Here is a 15,590-nt window from a genome sequence, read left to right on the forward strand (position 1 = left end):
ATGCTGCTGGTATTGGCGGGGATGTTGCTGGTGAAAGGCCATCACTTTGTCATCTTTAGCTTTGCCTGCTTGGCTTGCAGCCTGTTGCCAGCCTATTGGCACTTTGAAAAGCGGCAAATGGGCACGCGCCTGTTGGTGTTTCTGGCGGTGATCGTGGCGCTAGGGGTCATTGGCCGGGTGCCGCTGGCGGCAATTCCCAACGTGCAACTGACCAGTTTCGTGGTCATCGTCAGCGCGATTACCTTGGGGCCAGAACTGGGCTTCGTTTCGGGGTCGATGATGGCACTGGTCTCCAACCTGTTCTTGGGTCAAGGCCCGTGGACGCCGTGGCAAATGTTGGCCTGGGGCCTGATGGGCCTGACGACCGGTTTGATTGGGCGGACGCCGCTGAAAAATAAGGTCTGGGTGATGGTCGTCTGGGGCGCCTTGTGGGGCTTTTGGTTCGGCTGGATCATGGATCTGTGGTATGCCCTGGCCTACGTTCGGCCGTTGCGTCCCGCCAGCTTCTTCCTGTCGTTTGCTGCCAGTCTCATGTTTGACGCGCTTCACGCGGCAACCAATGCCGTGAGTCTGTTACTGTTGTATCACCCGTGGCGAAAACTGATGGATCGGTTAGTCACGAAATATAATATTTTATAAAGGGGATATTTTTCATGTTGAACAATAAGTTAATTGCTGCTTCATTGACCGCCGTTATGGCTTTAGGGGCCGTCGTACCTGTCATGGATGTCAACGCCGCTAGTGTCAAGGTCGCTTCCAAGAAATCACAAAAGAGTAAACAAAAAGCGCTCTATACATACGCGAAAAAAATGATGAAACAAAACAAGGATGGGGTCAACGGCACAGCCAAGATCTTTAGCAAGTCCGCTTTCCCAACCACGGGGGCCGCTTCGGGTTACTCTGATTTCCTGTTAGGCTTGAAGAAGCAAGGCTACAAGTTCTCCAAGGCCAACAAAAAGTTGATCAAGAAGAACCTGGTCATCAACAGCAAGAGTGATCCCGCAACCTTGGCTACGGCCATCATTGGCCTGCAAGCTATTGGCGTTAACCCGACTAAGTACAAGCCAGCTGGCGCCAAGAAGAACATGAACCTGGTTAACAAATTGTACAAGCAATCCATGTCCAAACAAACGGTCAATGTGCAAAGCCAAGCCTTGATAGCCGTTTCTTCCAACAAGACCTTCAAGAAGCCTAGCAAGGCCAAATTCTCCAAGAACTCATTGAGCTTGAAGATCGCTAAGAACAAGCAATCCAACAACGGTTGGGCTTACAACAACACGGCTGCCAGCGTCGATGCTGATACTACGGCCACGGCAGTGACTGCCATGATGATGAGTAAGAGCAAGAACAAGACGGTCAAGAAGGCCGAAGTGGCTGGTCGCAACTATTTGAAGAAGAACATCTACAAGAGTGGGGCCTTTGGGTACACTTACAACGGCAAGGAAAATCCTAACGCCAACTCGACGGCCGAAGGTATTTTGGCGTTGAGCACGACCAAGACGTCTTACAAGTTCGTCAACAAGAAGGCCATCAAGAAGGGCCAAACGGCAACGCCTTTGAAGGCCATGTTCAGTTACGTTAAGGCTGACGGGTCTATCAAGGATGCTTACAGCATGGTCTTGGCTTACGGTCAAGTGAGTGTGGCAGCGAGCGCTTACCACAATGGTAACTACAGCAAGAAGTTAGTTTACACGTTCAAATAATCAATCATAGAGTTAAGGGGTAGTTGGCATGAAGAAGACCAGGTGGATCATCGCGGCGGTCGTCGCCACCATCTTAGTGATCGGCGGCGCGCTGGCGTTTCAACAGAGTCGCCAAACGCAAGCGGCGGAACCGGACACGGCGGCAGTCGCCACCAGTTCGTCATCAACGTCGTCGTCATCAGCAAGTACGACGAGCAGTTCGGTAGCGAAGAAGGAGCATCAAAAGGCGTCGTCGTCCAGCAAGAAGGCGGCTACCAAGGCGAAGACAACCTCGTCATCAACGGCGGCCACGACGCATCACGCCACGGCAGCCAGTTCGTCGGCGGCCACCAGCGCCAGTGCAACGACGACCAGTAAGCGGGCCACTAAGCACCACACGAGCTCGCCAGCACGGACGACCAAGCACCACGCAACTACGGCCACGACAACCAAGTCAGCCACCAAGAAGAAGAAGTCATCAGCAGCGACCGCACACTTAGTGGTCAGCGGCTACAAGAAGACCTTCTTCGATGGTAAGGTCAAGGTGAACAGCAAGTCCAACGCGTTCACGGTGCTCCAATCATCCAAGCTCAAGATCAAGGCCCAACAAGGCGTGGTCGTCTACGTCAGCAGCATCAACGGCCTAGCCGAAAACGACGTCAAGGTCGGCAGCGGCTGGAAGTACCGGGTCAATGGGAAGTTTATTGATCAGGCGGCTAATAAGAAGGCTGTTAAAGCCGGGGATAAGGTGCATTGGTACTTTACGACTAAGGGATACTGAGTAATCAATTAAGTTATATTCAACTAATAAAGAGGCTTCCGAACAGTGCTTTGACCCGTTCGGAAGCCTCTTTAGTTAATGTAGAATCATTTTAGTGGGCATAGTTCATGTAGACCCATTGAATCACTGATTTATTTTGGACCGAGACCTCATCAACGGATTGGAGGAGCTGTTGACCATCGACGGTAAACACCCAACCACGAGTGCCGGCGGAATCGGTTAAGTCACCGATCTGGGTCACGTAAGTCGTACCATCGTCGGTGTCCGACCGGTAGATAATATCGCGGCGCTTGAAGTAATTACGGGTGACATCGTATACCGAATCAGAGGATTGCCAGTCAAGATCACGGGGAATCGTGTAAACCTTTTGAATGGCATGGTTGCGCTGCCGAAATTCGGACGGCGTTAAGTGCGTTTTGCGTTTGAATATTTTGGTGAAATAGCTGGTCTGCGCAAATCCCAATTGAGCAGAAATCTGATTGATGGGAATGAACGTGAGGGCCAACTGTTCTTGCGCCAAGGCAATCTTTTGGTTGTTGACGTATTCAACGAAGCTCACGTGTAAATATTTTTTGAACAAGCGACTCAGATACGACGGTGAGAGGTAGGCGGCCTCCGCGACTTCATGTAGAGACAGGGCATGTTGAATGTGTTGATGAATGTATGCGACCGCTAACTTAATGCTTTGGTAGGCATCGTCATTGCTAATGGGCTGGCCATCGATCATGGCTGTGGCCATGGTGAAATCGGCCGAGGTCGAACGGGGGTGGCTGTTGGCCGGAAACATTAAATGGTTAAAGTAGTTCAACTGCTTGATTTGATTGGGTTTAAGTGGTTCCCAGACTTGGATGGGCACATCCGCTTGAGCAAACGCCTGATGCAAGACATCAGTGAGGTAGGTCCGTGCCAGTTCAAGTCGTTTTTGAGACACGCTGCTGGCATCGCACAGCATTAGTCCCCAGAGCTGGTTTTCCCAACTGATAGGGAAGAGGGCAAAGCTGGTCAGATCCTCGTCGGCCAGGTTACTTCTGATGGCGGAATCATTTAGAAAAACCAGATTATTTTTAAGTAAAATACCATTGAACCCGTAGCACAAGGTCTTGATCTGCGTAAGACTGGTGAATTTGGCCAAAGCTTGGGCCAGGTCACGATAGTTTTCTTGAGTTGGTGAAAAATTAGGCATAAAAGACCCTCCTCGGTAAAGTGGTAGAGTCCCCATTGACTCAGCGATGTATCCGTTAACATCTAAACAAATTGTAACGAAAAAATAGTACTATTTCAAGATTTTACAAAATAATGCTGGTACTTTCTTGTATTGGTGGGCAAAAAGTACCAATACGAATAGTTTCAAGCGCCACGTGAAACAAATAGAGAGTCAATCCAATATGTTTTGGATTTGACTCTCTATATTGAAATCTGAAATGAAATACAGTATTTCAAAATAATCTCAAGGTTAGGGAGGATAAAACTTTCCGGTGAACAAATGAGATTTCAGCAGGTAACGCATGAAGTACTGTCAAAAGGTACTTAGTAGGCTACAGGAGTATCAGCTGGTTTATTATTGATTAAATTACAGTTATTATCGAAAGCCTTTAGTACCATGTTCCGTACAGCATGCGTCGTGTAAAATGCCGTATGTGGTGTTACCAATACATTAGACCGGTGAATTAAATTTTCTAGACGTTTGTCAGGGAAATCTTTGTGGCGCCAATCTGCATTGAAGATACCAACTTCATCTTCATAAGTATCCATAACAAAACCGAAGATTTTGCCACTATCCAAAGCCTTGATAACAGCATCTGTATCAACTAAAGCACCACGTGAACAATTGACTAAGACAACATCATCTTTCATCTTACTAATGGAATTGCTGTTAATCATGTGAGTGTTATCTTTAGTGGCAGGGACATGTAGAGAAATAACATCGGATTTTGCGTAGAGCTCATCCAGCGTGTCAACGTAATAGCCTTTTTGCTTTAATTCCGGATTCTGATAAGTATCGAAAGCGATCACTTTGGCACCAAAGCCTTCCATGATTTGCATGTAGACACGACCAATGTGTCCCGTTCCGATGACGCCGACAGTTTGATCACGAACTTCTCGACCAATAGTTGGCGCCCAGCGAAGATCACCATTTTCGATTTTTTCATCCAAGACCTTTGTCTGACGTAAAACTCTAGCTGTTTGAATTGCTGCATGTTCAGCAATAGCGTTTGGTGAGTAGACAGGAACGTTGGTGATTTCGAACCCAAGTGCCTTTGCCTTATCTAAATCAATATTATCAACACCGACATTACGAAGTGACATCTTAGTAATGCCTAGATCAGCCAAAGCTTGAAGGGTCTCAGCAGTGTAAGAAAGCTGTTGATAGACAACTACTCCGTTAGCATCTTTAGCATATTTAGCAGTTTTTTCTGTTAATAATTCATCCGTGTATCCTACTTCGATTTCTGGATGAGCCTTTGCCCATTCCTTAACGTAGGGTTCTTCATCTTTACGAATACTAAAAGCGAAAATTCGTTTCTTTCCATTTGAATTAAAGCTTTTAGTTTCTGGTTCATCAACCTGTGATTTTGATTCAGAAAGGACTTGTTTAACGACTTCTCTAATAAGATCTTCATTTATATCTGACATTAAATATTCCTCATTTCCATTGTTCACTTGATATTGGATCGAAAGTGAACAATTTTAAGTATAAATATTAACTGTAAATCAATAAGATATCGGTAAGGGCAAGACATTCAGCAAGTAAGAAAGGAATTCTCTAAATTTGCTGAGATTACTCTAATGACAGCTATTATCGATTATTGTGCCGTGTAACCACCGTCAACTAAGAACTCTGACCCAGTGCTAAATGAGGATTCATCAGATGCTAAGAAAAGAGCCATGTTTGCTACTTCTGACGGTTCGGCCAGACGCCCCATTGGATGTAGTGAAACTAAATGATCTTTAACCTTAGGATCAGTCTTCTCGAGGTTTTCAACTAATGGTGTATTTACGTATCCAGGATGAACCGAATTGATTCGAATAGCATACCCCTCACGTGCGCAATGCAGAGCAGCCGATTTAGTCAAAAGGCGAACGCCACCCTTAGAAGCATTATATGCAAGTAAATCGGGATCACCGATCAGTCCTTCAACAGAACAAAGGTTAATAATGGAGTTCTTTTCATGGTTGTTCTTCATGGATTTAATACCATATTTCACACCCCACATGGTACCTGTTAAGTTAACGCCGATCGTGGAATTCCAGTTCTTTTCATCCATTTTTTCAATATCAGAAAAGACACCAATTCCGGCATTATTGACGATGATATTGATTTTACCAAATTTATTGATTGTAGCTTTGATAATGCGTTCCCAGTCATCCTTTTTGGAAACATCTTGTTGCATGAATACTAGACGATTAGGGATTAACTCTTTTTCTAGTACGTCACCAGCTTCTTTTTCGATGGCAGTGAAGACAACCTTTGCGCCTTCTTGAGCAAAGCGTTCGACAATAGCCTTTCCAATACCCTTTGAACCACCGGTTACTAATGCAACCTTACCTTGCAAGCGTCCCATTATAAAGCCTCCGTTCTATAGTTTGTTACAAAGGTATTATATAGCATGCAATTATCGTATGTAAAGCGCTTTCTTTTCCGGTATGTCAGGCATTTCTGTAAAGTAACTATAAGAAATTATGATAGAAATTGACCTGAATACTGCGTAAAGCCTTGGAGAAGGGGAAAGTAATAAGTTAAAATGTCAAAAATTTTTGAGGTGCATAACTTCACTTGCAAGAGATATTTATTTCGTTAGTTATGGAATTTGCTTGCAATCAATTAGCGAATTTATTCACGTTACTAGGCCGAAAGAATAATTATTCGGGTAAAATGTGCAATTAACTGACAATTTAGGAAATATGAATGTAAATCCACTGAATAACAGTTTTATCTTTGACGTAAAGTTCACTTGGGAAGATGGGAGGTTGAATACCATCAACAAGAAAAACCCACCCGCTAGCGTTTCCAAGTGATGAAAGATCTTCAATCGCGACAATACATGGACGACCATTAACATCTTTTTCTTTTAAATCGATTCCTTGCTGTTGAAAGAAACGTTTTGAAGCTGCATAGACAGAAATATTGTCGTTCCAAGTCAAGTCACGATAGATTGTGTAAATTTTTTTAGAGCCGCTATAGTGTTTACGGAATTGTAAAGGAGTGAGATTTGTGGTTTCTTTGAAAACCTTATTAAAATAGTTTGCCCTAGAAAATCCTAAGTTATTTGCAATGCTATTAATAGATTGCGTAGTCGTCATTAATTTGTTTTGAGCTAAGGTGATTTTTCTAAGTCGAATGTAGTCAGAGAAATTGATCTTAAAATTTTCCTTGAATAGGCGGCTTAAATAAGCTGGAGAAAGGTAAGCATTGTTGGCCACGGTGAGTAGGGTAAGCTTTTTTGTGATGTTCTGATCTATATAATTTAAGGCAATGTCAATGTCATTAACACCTTTGTTTCGGGCAGTAATGGGAGATGTACTGTTCTTAATCGGTACCAGAGGGGTAGCGTTATGTGAATTGTTGATGAGCAGATTAAATAATTGTAGATTTTGATTAATTTCATCTTTAGTTAGGGGGGACAGTATAAGGACCCGTTGATAATATGTGCTCAAAACCTCATTTGCGACGCTTTCCAATGATTTTTGATTTAATGATAGCATATTGACTGTAATATCACTCTTGTCAGCAAGGAATAAGCCATTGAGTCGATCATTAGTCACGATGGGAAAGAAAATCAAATTCTTTTTCTTTTCAAAGTAGTTGGTTGAGTTAGTTGGATCAGCGAGAAGGCCCTCGCTGGTTATTACATGAAGCGTAGGGTCGATAAAAGCAATACGAATTTTAGTTAATTGAAAAAATAAAGATATAATTTGTTTTATTTGGGTGTATTGCTTTTCTTGTGAATTTAAATTCATAAGAAAATCTCCTTTCGTTGATCACTAGCTTTGTTACTATCTACACAATAAGATATTTTTAATTTTAAAGCAAATAATTGTCATAATTTAAGCTGAATATTTGTAAACTTGCATATTATATATCCTAATCTGTTCAGGAAAATTTGAATCACTTGTTATATAATAGCCGTGTAGCAAAAAAGTAAGCGCTTTCAAGCGTATTGACTTTAGGAGGGTTTCCTTATGGAACAAGAAGCACTTGGAATGATTGAAACAAGAGGTTTAGTACCTTCAATCGAAGCAGCGGATGCTATGGTCAAAGCAGCAAATGTTAGTTTAATTGGCCAACAAAAAATTGGAGCTGGTCTTGTAACTGCCATGGTTCGTGGTGATGTTGGTGCTGTGAAGGCTGCTGTAGATGCTGGCGTTCAGGCAGCAGGAAATGTTGGCGAAGTTGTTTCTAACTACGTCATTCCACGTCCTCACACAGACGTTGAGAAGATTCTTCCACGTAAGGAATAAAGAATGATCTAGTGAAATTGGTTCTTATTTTGTTTGAGTGGAGGACAAATAAGGACCTTTTTAGTAATAAACGTTATGTCTGAAAACTCCCTGTTACAAATTATTAGGAGGCAGTCTCATGATTGACTTTTTGAATTCCACCAGCGTAGCACCAGAATTTGTGGGTGCAGACAAGGCTGGGGATACGATTGGGTTATGCATTCCCAATGTGGATCCGCTACTCCTTGAAAAAATGCATGTGAAGAAAAAGTATTCAGTTATTGGTATCGTGAGTGATCGTACCGGTGGTGGCCCCCAACTATTTTCGATGGATGAAGGGATCAAGTCAACAAATACAGAATGTATTGATGTTGAATGGACAAATGATACTAAAGGTGGAGGCGGCCAAGGTTGCATGATTGTAATTGGTGGCTATGATCCATCTGATGTTCGTGAAGCAATCAAGGTTACATTTAAAAACTTACACCGGTACTTCGGTGATGTTTACGGTAATGATGCTGGCTATGTGGAACTTCAATATACCGCACGAGCAGCCGGATGCTTGGTAGAGGCTTTAGGTGCTGAAGAAGGAAAAGCGTTTGGCATTTTAAACGCTTGTCCTGCTGCTGTGGGTATCGTAATGGCGGATACAGCATTAAAAACAGCGGGCGTGAAAATTATTTCAGTTGCCACTCCGAGTCATAATGGTAGCCCCTCTAATGAAGGGACATTGACTATTAGCGGTGAGTCGGGTGCCGTTCGACAGGCGATTATCGCCGGTCGCGAACGTGGATTAGAGTTATTAGGACAAATGGGAGATAAACCAGTAAATGATTATCCCTCCTACATTCAGTAAAAACTTTATTCTAAGGAGGATTACTTAATGAAACGTCAAAAGAGATTCGAAAAGCTTGAACAGCGGCCGATCAATAAGGATGTCATTGTTAAGGAATGGCCTGAAGAAGGCTTTGTTGCGATGAAGAGCCCCAATGATCCTGAACCGAGTATTAAGGTCCAAGATGGGGTTATTGTCGAAATGGATGGGAAAAAACGTGAGGATTTCGACCTGATTGACATGTATATCGCAAATTATGGGATCAATATTGCCAATGCTGAAAAGGTTATGGCAATGGATTCTACAAAAATTGCTAAGATGTTGATTGATCCTAATATTTCTCACAAGGAAGTTTTGAAATATACAACGGCTATGACGCCGGCCAAGGGCCAAGATGTTATTAATCAATTGGATTTTGGCGAGATGATTATGGGTGCCAAGAAGATGCGTGAGCGGAGAAAACCTGCTAACCAAAGTCATGTCACTAATTATATTGATAATCCAGTTGAATTGGCTGCCGATGCAGCTGAAGCAGCTCTTAGAGGATTTGCTGAAGAGGAAACGACGACTGCTGTTAGCCGGGACGCACCTTTCAACGCGCTTTCTGTCCTAGTTGGATCGCAGACGGGACGTCCAGGTGTTTTGCATCAATGTTCAGTCGATGAAGCTACGGAGCTACAATTAGGGATGCGTGGATTGACGTCGTATGCTGAAACTATTTCTGTTTATGGTACGGATCGTTCGTTTACTGATGGGGATGACACGCCTTGGTCTAAAGGATTCCTGGCATCTTGCTATGCCTCTCGGGGAATTAAGATGCGTTTCACATCTGGTTCTGGTTCAGAAGTATTAATGGGATATCCTGAAGGTAAGTCGATGTTGTATCTAGAAGCTCGTTGTATTTTGTTGGCAAAGGCTTCCGGAGTTCAGGGATTACAAAATGGCTCACTTAGTTGTATCTCAATCCCTACCGCTGTTCCGAATGGATTGCGCGAAGTATTAGGTGAAAACTTATTGTGCATGATGTATGATCTGGAATCTGCTACTGGTAGTGACCAATCGTTTTCACATTCTTCAATGCGTCGTACTTGGAGATTTATGGGTCAGTTCATTGGTGGTACTGACTTTATTTGCTCTGGTTATGGTGCAGAACCTAATCCGGATAACACGTTTGCTGGATCTAATGAAGATGTCTACGACTATGATGATATTCACTTCCTATCACGGGATTACGGTCAGTCATTTGGGATCCATTCCATTAAAGAGGAAGAAGCGATTAACGTACGTCGGAAAGCTGCTAAAGCCTTACAGGTAGTCTTTAAGGGACTAGGATTACCGTCTATTACTGATGAAGAAGTTGAAGCAGCAACTTATGCGGATGTTCATGAAGATATGCCAAAACGTGATAAGGTCGCTGATATGAAAGCGGCACAAGACATGATGGACCGTGGTATTACTGCTGTTGACGTAATTAAAGCATTGGCTGATGGTGATGTTAACGACGTCGCTGAGGCTATCCTTAATTTACAGAAACAAAAAGTGGTTGGTGATTATTTACAAACCTCGGCGATCTTCGATGAAAACTGGCATGTTGAATCTGCTGTTAATGAGGGCAATGACTACATGGGACCAGGAACTGGTTATCGGTTGTATGATGATCCAGATGAATGGAAGAAGGTAACAGATATTCCTCAAGTTATCGATCCAGAACACTTTGATATGTAGGAGAGGAGGGTTATTTTATGACTGATATTGATGAAAATTTAGTTCGTAAAATTGTTCGTGAGGTTTTATCACAGACGCAGACTGATCAATCTATTGATTTTCAAAAGAAAGCACCAGCTGTGACGGATGCTGAGAATACATCTAGTAACGAAAGTGCAGTTCCAGAAAATAATGTTGACTGGTTTCAACCGGTAGGCTTGGCCCAACCAGGATATTCCAAGGATGAAATTGTAATTGCAGTGGCTCCAGCCTATGCAACGGTTCTAACTAAGACAGAATCGGGAGTTTCTCACAAGGAAGCTTTGCGTCAGGTGATCGCAGGGATTGAAGAGGAAGGCCTTAAAGCACGAGTGATTAAAGCTTATGATACGTCTGACGTTTCATTTATGGCGGTTGAAGCCGATCATTTGTCTGGGTCTGGTATCTCAATTGGTATTCAGTCAAAAGGGACGGTAATTATTCATCAGAAGGACCAAGAGGCGTTAAACAATTTGGAACTATTCCCAGAGGCTCCTGTCATTGATGAAAAGATGTTCCGTCAAATCGGCAAGAACGCAGCGCGTTATGCAAAGGGTGACTCTCCAGAGCCAGTTTCTCAGCCAAATGATCAAATGGCGCGACCTAATTTCCAAGCAATTTCTGCCATCTTACATATTCGTGAGACCCACCAGGTTGTTGCTGGTAAGTCGGCAGAAGAGATTAAAGTCACACTTTAAGGAGGGATATTGATGAGTGATATTAACGATTTAGTTAAGAGTATTTTGAAACAAGTTAATCAGTCGGATGGTGTGACGACCACAACTGATTCTCATAGCGAAAAGCAGTATGGTGTTGAAGATTATCCGTTGTATGAACAACACCGCGATATCATCAAGACGCCTTCTGGTAAGTCACTTGGCGAAGTAACTCTGGATGACATTAAAAATAATCGAATCGACCGGAAGGATTTACGGATTACAGCTGAAGCACTTAAGATGCAAGGTGATGTAGCCGGAGATGCTGGACGTAAAACGCTTCAGATGAATTTTGATCGGGCGGCTGAGCTAACTAAGATTCCGGATGATCGCTTATTAGAGATGTACAACGCTTTGCGACCATATCGTTCTACAAAGGATGAATTATTAGAGATCGCCGAAGAACTGAGATCGAAATACGATGCAACTATTTGTGCAAATTGGTTTGAGGAAGCTGCAAAGTATTACGAGAGCCGTAAGAAGCTCAAAGGAGATAAGTAGTAGAAAGCCGAAAAGGGTGTTTAGGGATGGCAATGGAAAATGTGATTGGCGTTGATATTGGAAATTCATCAACCGAAGTTGCACTCGCTCGTGTTTCTGATAGTGGTGAGGCTAGCTTTATTGGCTCTGGTATAGCTGCAACGACAGGGATTAAGGGTACTAAGGAAAATCTCGTTGGTATCCGTGATGCACTTAATCAGGTGCTGGATAAAACTAATTTGTCAATTCATGATATTGATTTAATTAGAATTAACGAGGCTACTCCAGTAATCGGAGATGTAGCAATGGAAACGATTACTGAGACAGTTGTTACGGAATCCACCATGATTGGCCATAATCCTGATACGCCGGGTGGCATTGGAACGCAGTCTGGTATTACAATACCAATTTTAGAATTGGCTAAGGAACAAGATAAGGATCGAAACTATATTGTTATTGTGCCAAAAGAAATCGATTTTGAAAATTGTGCAAAGTTGATTAATGCATATGTTGCTGCTGGGTACAAGGTTGTTGCGGCAATACTTCAAAATGATGATGCGGTTCTTGTTGATAACCGCTTAACCAAGAGAATTCCAATCGTTGACGAGGTTGCTTTGATTGACAAGGTGCCAGTTCATATGCTAGCGGCCGTTGAAGTCGCCGGTCCTGGTCAAGTTATTTCTCAGCTTGCTAATCCATACGGAATTGCCACGTTGTTCAAGCTGGACTCAGAGGAAACTAGAAATATTGTTCCAGTTTCGCGAGCACTCATTGGAAATCGGTCAGCCGTTGTCATCAAAACGCCCGCGGGCGATGTGAAGGCACGAGTCATTCCTGCCGGAAATATTGTTATAAATGGTGAAAATGGAAAAGAAGAAGTCGGCGTCTCAAGAGGCGCTGAAGCGATTATGAAAAAAATTTCTAATTTTCGTCATATTAAAGATATTACCGGTGAATCTGGGACAAACATTGGTGGTATGTTAGAAAAAGTTCGCCAAACTATGGCAACTTTGACCGGAAAGCAGAATAAGGATGTTGCAATTCAAGATCTATTGGCAATTGACACGCAAGTACCAGTTAAAGTTAAGGGAGGACTGGCTGGAGAATTTTTAAATGAGTCCGCCGTTGGTATCGCAGCAATGGTTAAGTCTGATCACTTACAAATGGAAGTGATTGCAAAGTTAATTGAAAAAGAACTCAACGTTAAGGTCGAGATAGGTGGAGCTGAAGTAGAGTCAGCGATTCACGGTGCTCTGACGACACCGGGAACTTCAAAGCCGATTGCCATTTTGGATTTTGGAGCTGGCTCAACAGATGCATCTATTATTAATAAGGATGATAAAATGATCGCAATTCATCTGGCAGGGGCTGGAGATATGGTGACCATGATTATTAATTCTGAATTAGGATTATCTGATATTCATTTAGCTGAGGATATCAAGCGTTACCCGTTGGCTAAAGTTGAGAATCTGTTTCAATTGCGGCACGAGGATGGCTCAGTTCAGTTCTTTGAAAAGCCGTTGCCTTCTGAATTGTTCGCTAGAGTTGTTGTCATTAAGCCTGAGGGATATGTTCCAGTAACGGGTAATCCAAGTATCGAAAAAATTAAATTGGTACGTCAAAGTGCGAAAAAGCGTGTCTTTGTGACTAATGCAATTCGGGCGCTTAAGTATGTAAGTCCTACTGGAAATATTCGCGATATTCCGTTTGTCGTCATAGTGGGCGGATCAGCGCTTGATTTTGAAATTCCTCAGCTTGTTACAGATGAGCTCGCTCATTATAATTTAGTATCAGGTCGAGGAAACGTTCGAGGAATAATGGGCCCACGAAACGCTGTTGCTACTGGTCTAGTTCTTCGCTATGCAGCAGAAAGAAGGCAGCAGTATGGCAAATGATCTCGAACGTCCAACAATAGTTATTGGTTCAATTGACCGAGATGGCTTAGGAACAGAATGGTTGAAACCGTTGCTGAATGGTATTGAAGAAGAGCAAATTCCGTTCTCACTGCAAAGTATTGCGGTCAAAGATACTGTGTCACGAGCTTACCAAGCAGCATTAGCATCGCGATTATCTGTTGGGATTGCCTATGATAATAAACGTTATGTCATTCATTACAAGAATTTGCCTGAACAAGAACCGTTATTTGATGTAACTGTAGTAGACGCCAAACAGCTCCGAGCGCTTGGTGCCAATGCCGCTAGGTTAGTGAAGGGAATACCCTTTAAGAATTTGTCATGAATGGGGATTAAATTATGGAAGCGTTAGGATATGTGGAATGTAATGGCCTGTCTAGCGCAACTGTTGCCGCTGATCGTATGCTGAAAACGAGTGATGTGAAGCTTAGTAGAATTCGCAATGCAGACAACGGTTGGATTACGCTAGAATTTACAGGTGATATAGCTGCTTTGAAAGTTGCCGTTGAAACAGTTAAGCAAACTTTATCAGAGAGCTATGTTGCAGGTCTGGTTATTGGGAGCCCAACTGATGGATTAGATCAATTGGGGAGCTCAGGAGCTACCGATGTTGATCCGCAGAACTTCAATCCAGAAAAATATAATTTGGATGGAACGATGAAGAGATCAGCGATGTTTGGCCCTCGTCCAGATTCTGAAGAGCAACAGACTTCGGTAGCAAAAACGAGTGTTGATGTAGAAAAACAATTGGAAGAAAAATCTGTTGAGAATGTTTCTGATGATCAGGTTACTTGTAATTTATGTGGTGATCCTAATTGTCCACGTAAATTAGGTGAACCGCATAATAAGTGCATTCATTACAATGATTAAGAAAAAATAGATTGATAAGAATTTAGGAGGAATTTAAAATGAATAACGCTTTAGGAATGATTGAAACTAAAGGCTTAGTACCTTCTATTGAAGCAGCAGATTCAATGGTTAAAGCAGCCAATGTTGAACTGACTGGCCAAGAAAAGATTGGGGCAGGATTAGTAACGGTCATGATTAGAGGAGACGTTGGAGCGGTTAAAGCGGCGGTTGACGCAGGTGTTCAAGCAGCACAAACGGTCGGAGAGGTTGTATCTTCATATGTAATTCCACGGCCACACAGTGAGGTTGAAACCATTCTGCCAGCTGTATCGGGTACCACTGCAGAGTAAACGCATAATTAATTCTTGATGAACTGGGGGTGGGGTTATGGATGACTTGATCCAAAAGGTTATTGCAAAGCTGAGGAAAAGACAGGCATCCAATAAAGTTCTTTCTCTCAACAGCTTGCCATCTCCATTAGATAAGCAATTATTTATCGATTACGGTTGTATCATTATTGATGATGTTTCTGTGCAGTTGATTAAGAATTTATATTCCCTGCGGTCTAATGATGCTCTGGTGTCTTGGATATTAAGTGGTCTCAATTATGATGTTCAATTTTACTTAAATGTGAATGAACGCATCGTTAATTTCATTCCACGTACAATGATCTTAGACTGGCCGGTCAATTTTATTGTTGGTCATAATTCACTGGTTGTGAGTGACTATCACAAGATTATCTCAAGAAGAGAAATTGCGGTTTTGCCGGACAATGCTGTACTTATTAAAACAATAGGACAAGTATTAACGGATGAGGGCTTAGAAATCTGTGACCGGAAAAACATCAAAATAAAGGTTAGGACTGAAGAAAATTGTATATGGCTAGAGTAATTGGTAGCGTAGTTTCAACTCAAAAGGATTCATCGTTGGTTGGAAAAAAATTGATGATTGTTCGTCCAATTGACTCAGACCAGAAAGAAATCCGTTTCGAGCAAGTGGCTGCTGATACAGTTAATGCAGGTATTGGTGATAATGTGTTGGTTGTTAGAGGTGCCGGTGCTAGGCGAGCTGACGGTGAATCTGGAAATGAGTCGGCGGACGTAAATGATTGTACAATTGTGGGGATTATTGATCGATTTGATAAGTAGTGTG

At 42.7% G+C, this 15,590-nt stretch carries 18 protein-coding genes; 14 read left to right on the forward strand and 4 right to left on the reverse strand.

Annotation, left to right across the window (positions count from 1 at the left end; translation table 11 throughout):
* Genes LKH74_RS04635 through LKH74_RS04645 form a run of 3 tightly spaced genes read left to right on the forward strand, consistent with a single transcriptional unit; the run spans position 1 to position 2,463 of the window.
* A complete protein-coding gene (locus LKH74_RS04635) occupies positions 1–639 on the forward strand; it encodes an ECF transporter S component (RefSeq protein ID WP_135367060.1) in 639 nt (212 codons plus the stop codon).
* A 14-nt stretch (positions 640–653) separates the two neighbouring features.
* Positions 654–1,703 carry a fucose-binding lectin II gene (locus LKH74_RS04640; RefSeq protein ID WP_287788424.1) on the forward strand — a complete coding sequence of 350 codons (1,050 nt, stop codon included), beginning with the start codon at positions 654–656 and terminating at the stop codon, positions 1,701–1,703.
* A gap of 28 nt (positions 1,704–1,731) precedes the next feature.
* Entirely contained in the window at positions 1,732–2,463 is a 732-nt protein-coding gene (locus LKH74_RS04645; protein WP_287788426.1) for a DUF4430 domain-containing protein, read from the forward strand.
* A 91-nt stretch (positions 2,464–2,554) separates the two neighbouring features.
* Here the strand turns inward: LKH74_RS04645 and LKH74_RS04650 are convergent, their stop codons facing one another.
* The 4 genes from LKH74_RS04650 to LKH74_RS04665 form a co-directional block, all read right to left on the reverse strand.
* Entirely contained in the window at positions 2,555–3,646 is a 1,092-nt protein-coding gene (locus tag LKH74_RS04650; protein WP_287788427.1) for a helix-turn-helix domain-containing protein, read from the reverse strand.
* Between the two features lie 344 nt (positions 3,647–3,990).
* Entirely contained in the window at positions 3,991–5,097 is a 1,107-nt protein-coding gene (locus tag LKH74_RS04655) for a D-2-hydroxyacid dehydrogenase (RefSeq protein ID WP_135366937.1), read from the reverse strand.
* 170 nt (positions 5,098–5,267) lie between these two features.
* The gene (locus LKH74_RS04660) at positions 5,268–6,026 is read right to left on the reverse strand and encodes a glucose 1-dehydrogenase (RefSeq protein WP_135366936.1); all 759 of its coding nucleotides are present in this window, start codon (positions 6,024–6,026) and stop codon (positions 5,268–5,270) included.
* Between the two features lie 331 nt (positions 6,027–6,357).
* On the reverse strand, positions 6,358–7,422 hold the full coding sequence (locus LKH74_RS04665) for a helix-turn-helix domain-containing protein (protein ID WP_287788431.1): 1,065 nt from the start codon (positions 7,420–7,422) through the stop codon (positions 6,358–6,360).
* A 222-nt stretch (positions 7,423–7,644) separates the two neighbouring features.
* On the opposite strand from LKH74_RS04665, the gene LKH74_RS04670 reads away from it, so the two are divergent.
* The 11 genes from LKH74_RS04670 to LKH74_RS04720 all read left to right on the forward strand — a co-directional run bounded on the left by LKH74_RS04670 (position 7,645) and on the right by LKH74_RS04720 (position 15,586).
* Entirely contained in the window at positions 7,645–7,923 is a 279-nt protein-coding gene (locus LKH74_RS04670; protein ID WP_135366934.1) for a BMC domain-containing protein, read from the forward strand.
* A gap of 118 nt (positions 7,924–8,041) precedes the next feature.
* Complete coding sequence (gene pduB / locus LKH74_RS04675) at positions 8,042–8,758, forward strand: propanediol utilization microcompartment protein PduB (protein WP_135366933.1); 717 nt, start codon at positions 8,042–8,044, stop codon at positions 8,756–8,758.
* A gap of 27 nt (positions 8,759–8,785) precedes the next feature.
* Positions 8,786–10,462 carry a propanediol/glycerol family dehydratase large subunit gene (locus tag LKH74_RS04680; RefSeq protein WP_135366932.1) on the forward strand — a complete coding sequence of 559 codons (1,677 nt, stop codon included), beginning with the start codon at positions 8,786–8,788 and terminating at the stop codon, positions 10,460–10,462.
* 17 nt (positions 10,463–10,479) lie between these two features.
* Positions 10,480–11,178, forward strand: a complete 699-nt coding sequence (locus tag LKH74_RS04685) for a propanediol/glycerol family dehydratase medium subunit (protein WP_135366931.1) — start codon at positions 10,480–10,482, stop codon at positions 11,176–11,178.
* 12 nt (positions 11,179–11,190) lie between these two features.
* Positions 11,191–11,697 carry a diol dehydratase small subunit gene (locus LKH74_RS04690; protein WP_135366930.1) on the forward strand — a complete coding sequence of 169 codons (507 nt, stop codon included), beginning with the start codon at positions 11,191–11,193 and terminating at the stop codon, positions 11,695–11,697.
* A 26-nt stretch (positions 11,698–11,723) separates the two neighbouring features.
* The gene (locus tag LKH74_RS04695) at positions 11,724–13,571 is read left to right on the forward strand and encodes a diol dehydratase reactivase subunit alpha (RefSeq protein WP_287788434.1); all 1,848 of its coding nucleotides are present in this window, start codon (positions 11,724–11,726) and stop codon (positions 13,569–13,571) included.
* Positions 13,561–13,914: a glycerol dehydratase reactivase beta/small subunit family protein gene (locus LKH74_RS04700; RefSeq protein WP_287788435.1), complete on the forward strand. Its 354-nt coding sequence runs from the start codon at positions 13,561–13,563 to the stop codon at positions 13,912–13,914. The genes LKH74_RS04695 and LKH74_RS04700 overlap by 11 nt, the downstream gene beginning before the upstream one ends.
* Positions 13,915–13,928: 14 nt before the next feature.
* Positions 13,929–14,459, forward strand: a complete 531-nt coding sequence (locus tag LKH74_RS04705) for a BMC domain-containing protein (RefSeq protein WP_287788436.1) — start codon at positions 13,929–13,931, stop codon at positions 14,457–14,459.
* A gap of 38 nt (positions 14,460–14,497) precedes the next feature.
* Positions 14,498–14,788, forward strand: a complete 291-nt coding sequence (locus LKH74_RS04710; protein WP_135366927.1) for a BMC domain-containing protein — start codon at positions 14,498–14,500, stop codon at positions 14,786–14,788.
* 37 nt (positions 14,789–14,825) lie between these two features.
* Positions 14,826–15,329 (forward strand): PduM family microcompartment protein, encoded by a 504-nt coding sequence (gene pduM / locus LKH74_RS04715; RefSeq protein ID WP_135366926.1) that lies wholly within the window; start codon positions 14,826–14,828, stop codon positions 15,327–15,329.
* The gene (locus LKH74_RS04720) at positions 15,317–15,586 is read left to right on the forward strand and encodes a EutN/CcmL family microcompartment protein (RefSeq protein WP_135366925.1); all 270 of its coding nucleotides are present in this window, start codon (positions 15,317–15,319) and stop codon (positions 15,584–15,586) included. The genes pduM and LKH74_RS04720 overlap by 13 nt, the downstream gene beginning before the upstream one ends.
* Positions 15,587–15,590 lie beyond the last annotated feature (4 nt).

The organism is Levilactobacillus sp. (genome assembly GCF_022646225.1).
GTDB classification, from domain to species: domain Bacteria; phylum Bacillota; class Bacilli; order Lactobacillales; family Lactobacillaceae; genus Levilactobacillus; species Levilactobacillus suantsaiihabitans.

Coding starts and splice junctions, on each gene's coding strand:
- LKH74_RS04635 (WP_135367060.1), top strand. CDS start 1: ATGCTGCTGGTATTGGCGGGGATGTTGCTGGTGAAAGGCCATCACTTT.
- LKH74_RS04640 (WP_287788424.1), top strand. CDS start 654: ATGTTGAACAATAAGTTAATTGCTGCTTCATTGACCGCCGTTATGGCT.
- LKH74_RS04645 (WP_287788426.1), top strand. CDS start 1,732: ATGAAGAAGACCAGGTGGATCATCGCGGCGGTCGTCGCCACCATCTTA.
- LKH74_RS04650 (WP_287788427.1), bottom strand. CDS start 3,646: ATGCCTAATTTTTCACCAACTCAAGAAAACTATCGTGACCTGGCCCAA.
- LKH74_RS04655 (WP_135366937.1), bottom strand. CDS start 5,097: ATGTCAGATATAAATGAAGATCTTATTAGAGAAGTCGTTAAACAAGTC.
- LKH74_RS04660 (WP_135366936.1), bottom strand. CDS start 6,026: ATGGGACGCTTGCAAGGTAAGGTTGCATTAGTAACCGGTGGTTCAAAG.
- LKH74_RS04665 (WP_287788431.1), bottom strand. CDS start 7,422: ATGAATTTAAATTCACAAGAAAAGCAATACACCCAAATAAAACAAATT.
- LKH74_RS04670 (WP_135366934.1), top strand. CDS start 7,645: ATGGAACAAGAAGCACTTGGAATGATTGAAACAAGAGGTTTAGTACCT.
- pduB (WP_135366933.1), top strand. CDS start 8,042: ATGATTGACTTTTTGAATTCCACCAGCGTAGCACCAGAATTTGTGGGT.
- LKH74_RS04680 (WP_135366932.1), top strand. CDS start 8,786: ATGAAACGTCAAAAGAGATTCGAAAAGCTTGAACAGCGGCCGATCAAT.
- LKH74_RS04685 (WP_135366931.1), top strand. CDS start 10,480: ATGACTGATATTGATGAAAATTTAGTTCGTAAAATTGTTCGTGAGGTT.
- LKH74_RS04690 (WP_135366930.1), top strand. CDS start 11,191: ATGAGTGATATTAACGATTTAGTTAAGAGTATTTTGAAACAAGTTAAT.
- LKH74_RS04695 (WP_287788434.1), top strand. CDS start 11,724: ATGGCAATGGAAAATGTGATTGGCGTTGATATTGGAAATTCATCAACC.
- LKH74_RS04700 (WP_287788435.1), top strand. CDS start 13,561: ATGGCAAATGATCTCGAACGTCCAACAATAGTTATTGGTTCAATTGAC.
- LKH74_RS04705 (WP_287788436.1), top strand. CDS start 13,929: ATGGAAGCGTTAGGATATGTGGAATGTAATGGCCTGTCTAGCGCAACT.
- LKH74_RS04710 (WP_135366927.1), top strand. CDS start 14,498: ATGAATAACGCTTTAGGAATGATTGAAACTAAAGGCTTAGTACCTTCT.
- pduM (WP_135366926.1), top strand. CDS start 14,826: ATGGATGACTTGATCCAAAAGGTTATTGCAAAGCTGAGGAAAAGACAG.
- LKH74_RS04720 (WP_135366925.1), top strand. CDS start 15,317: ATGGCTAGAGTAATTGGTAGCGTAGTTTCAACTCAAAAGGATTCATCG.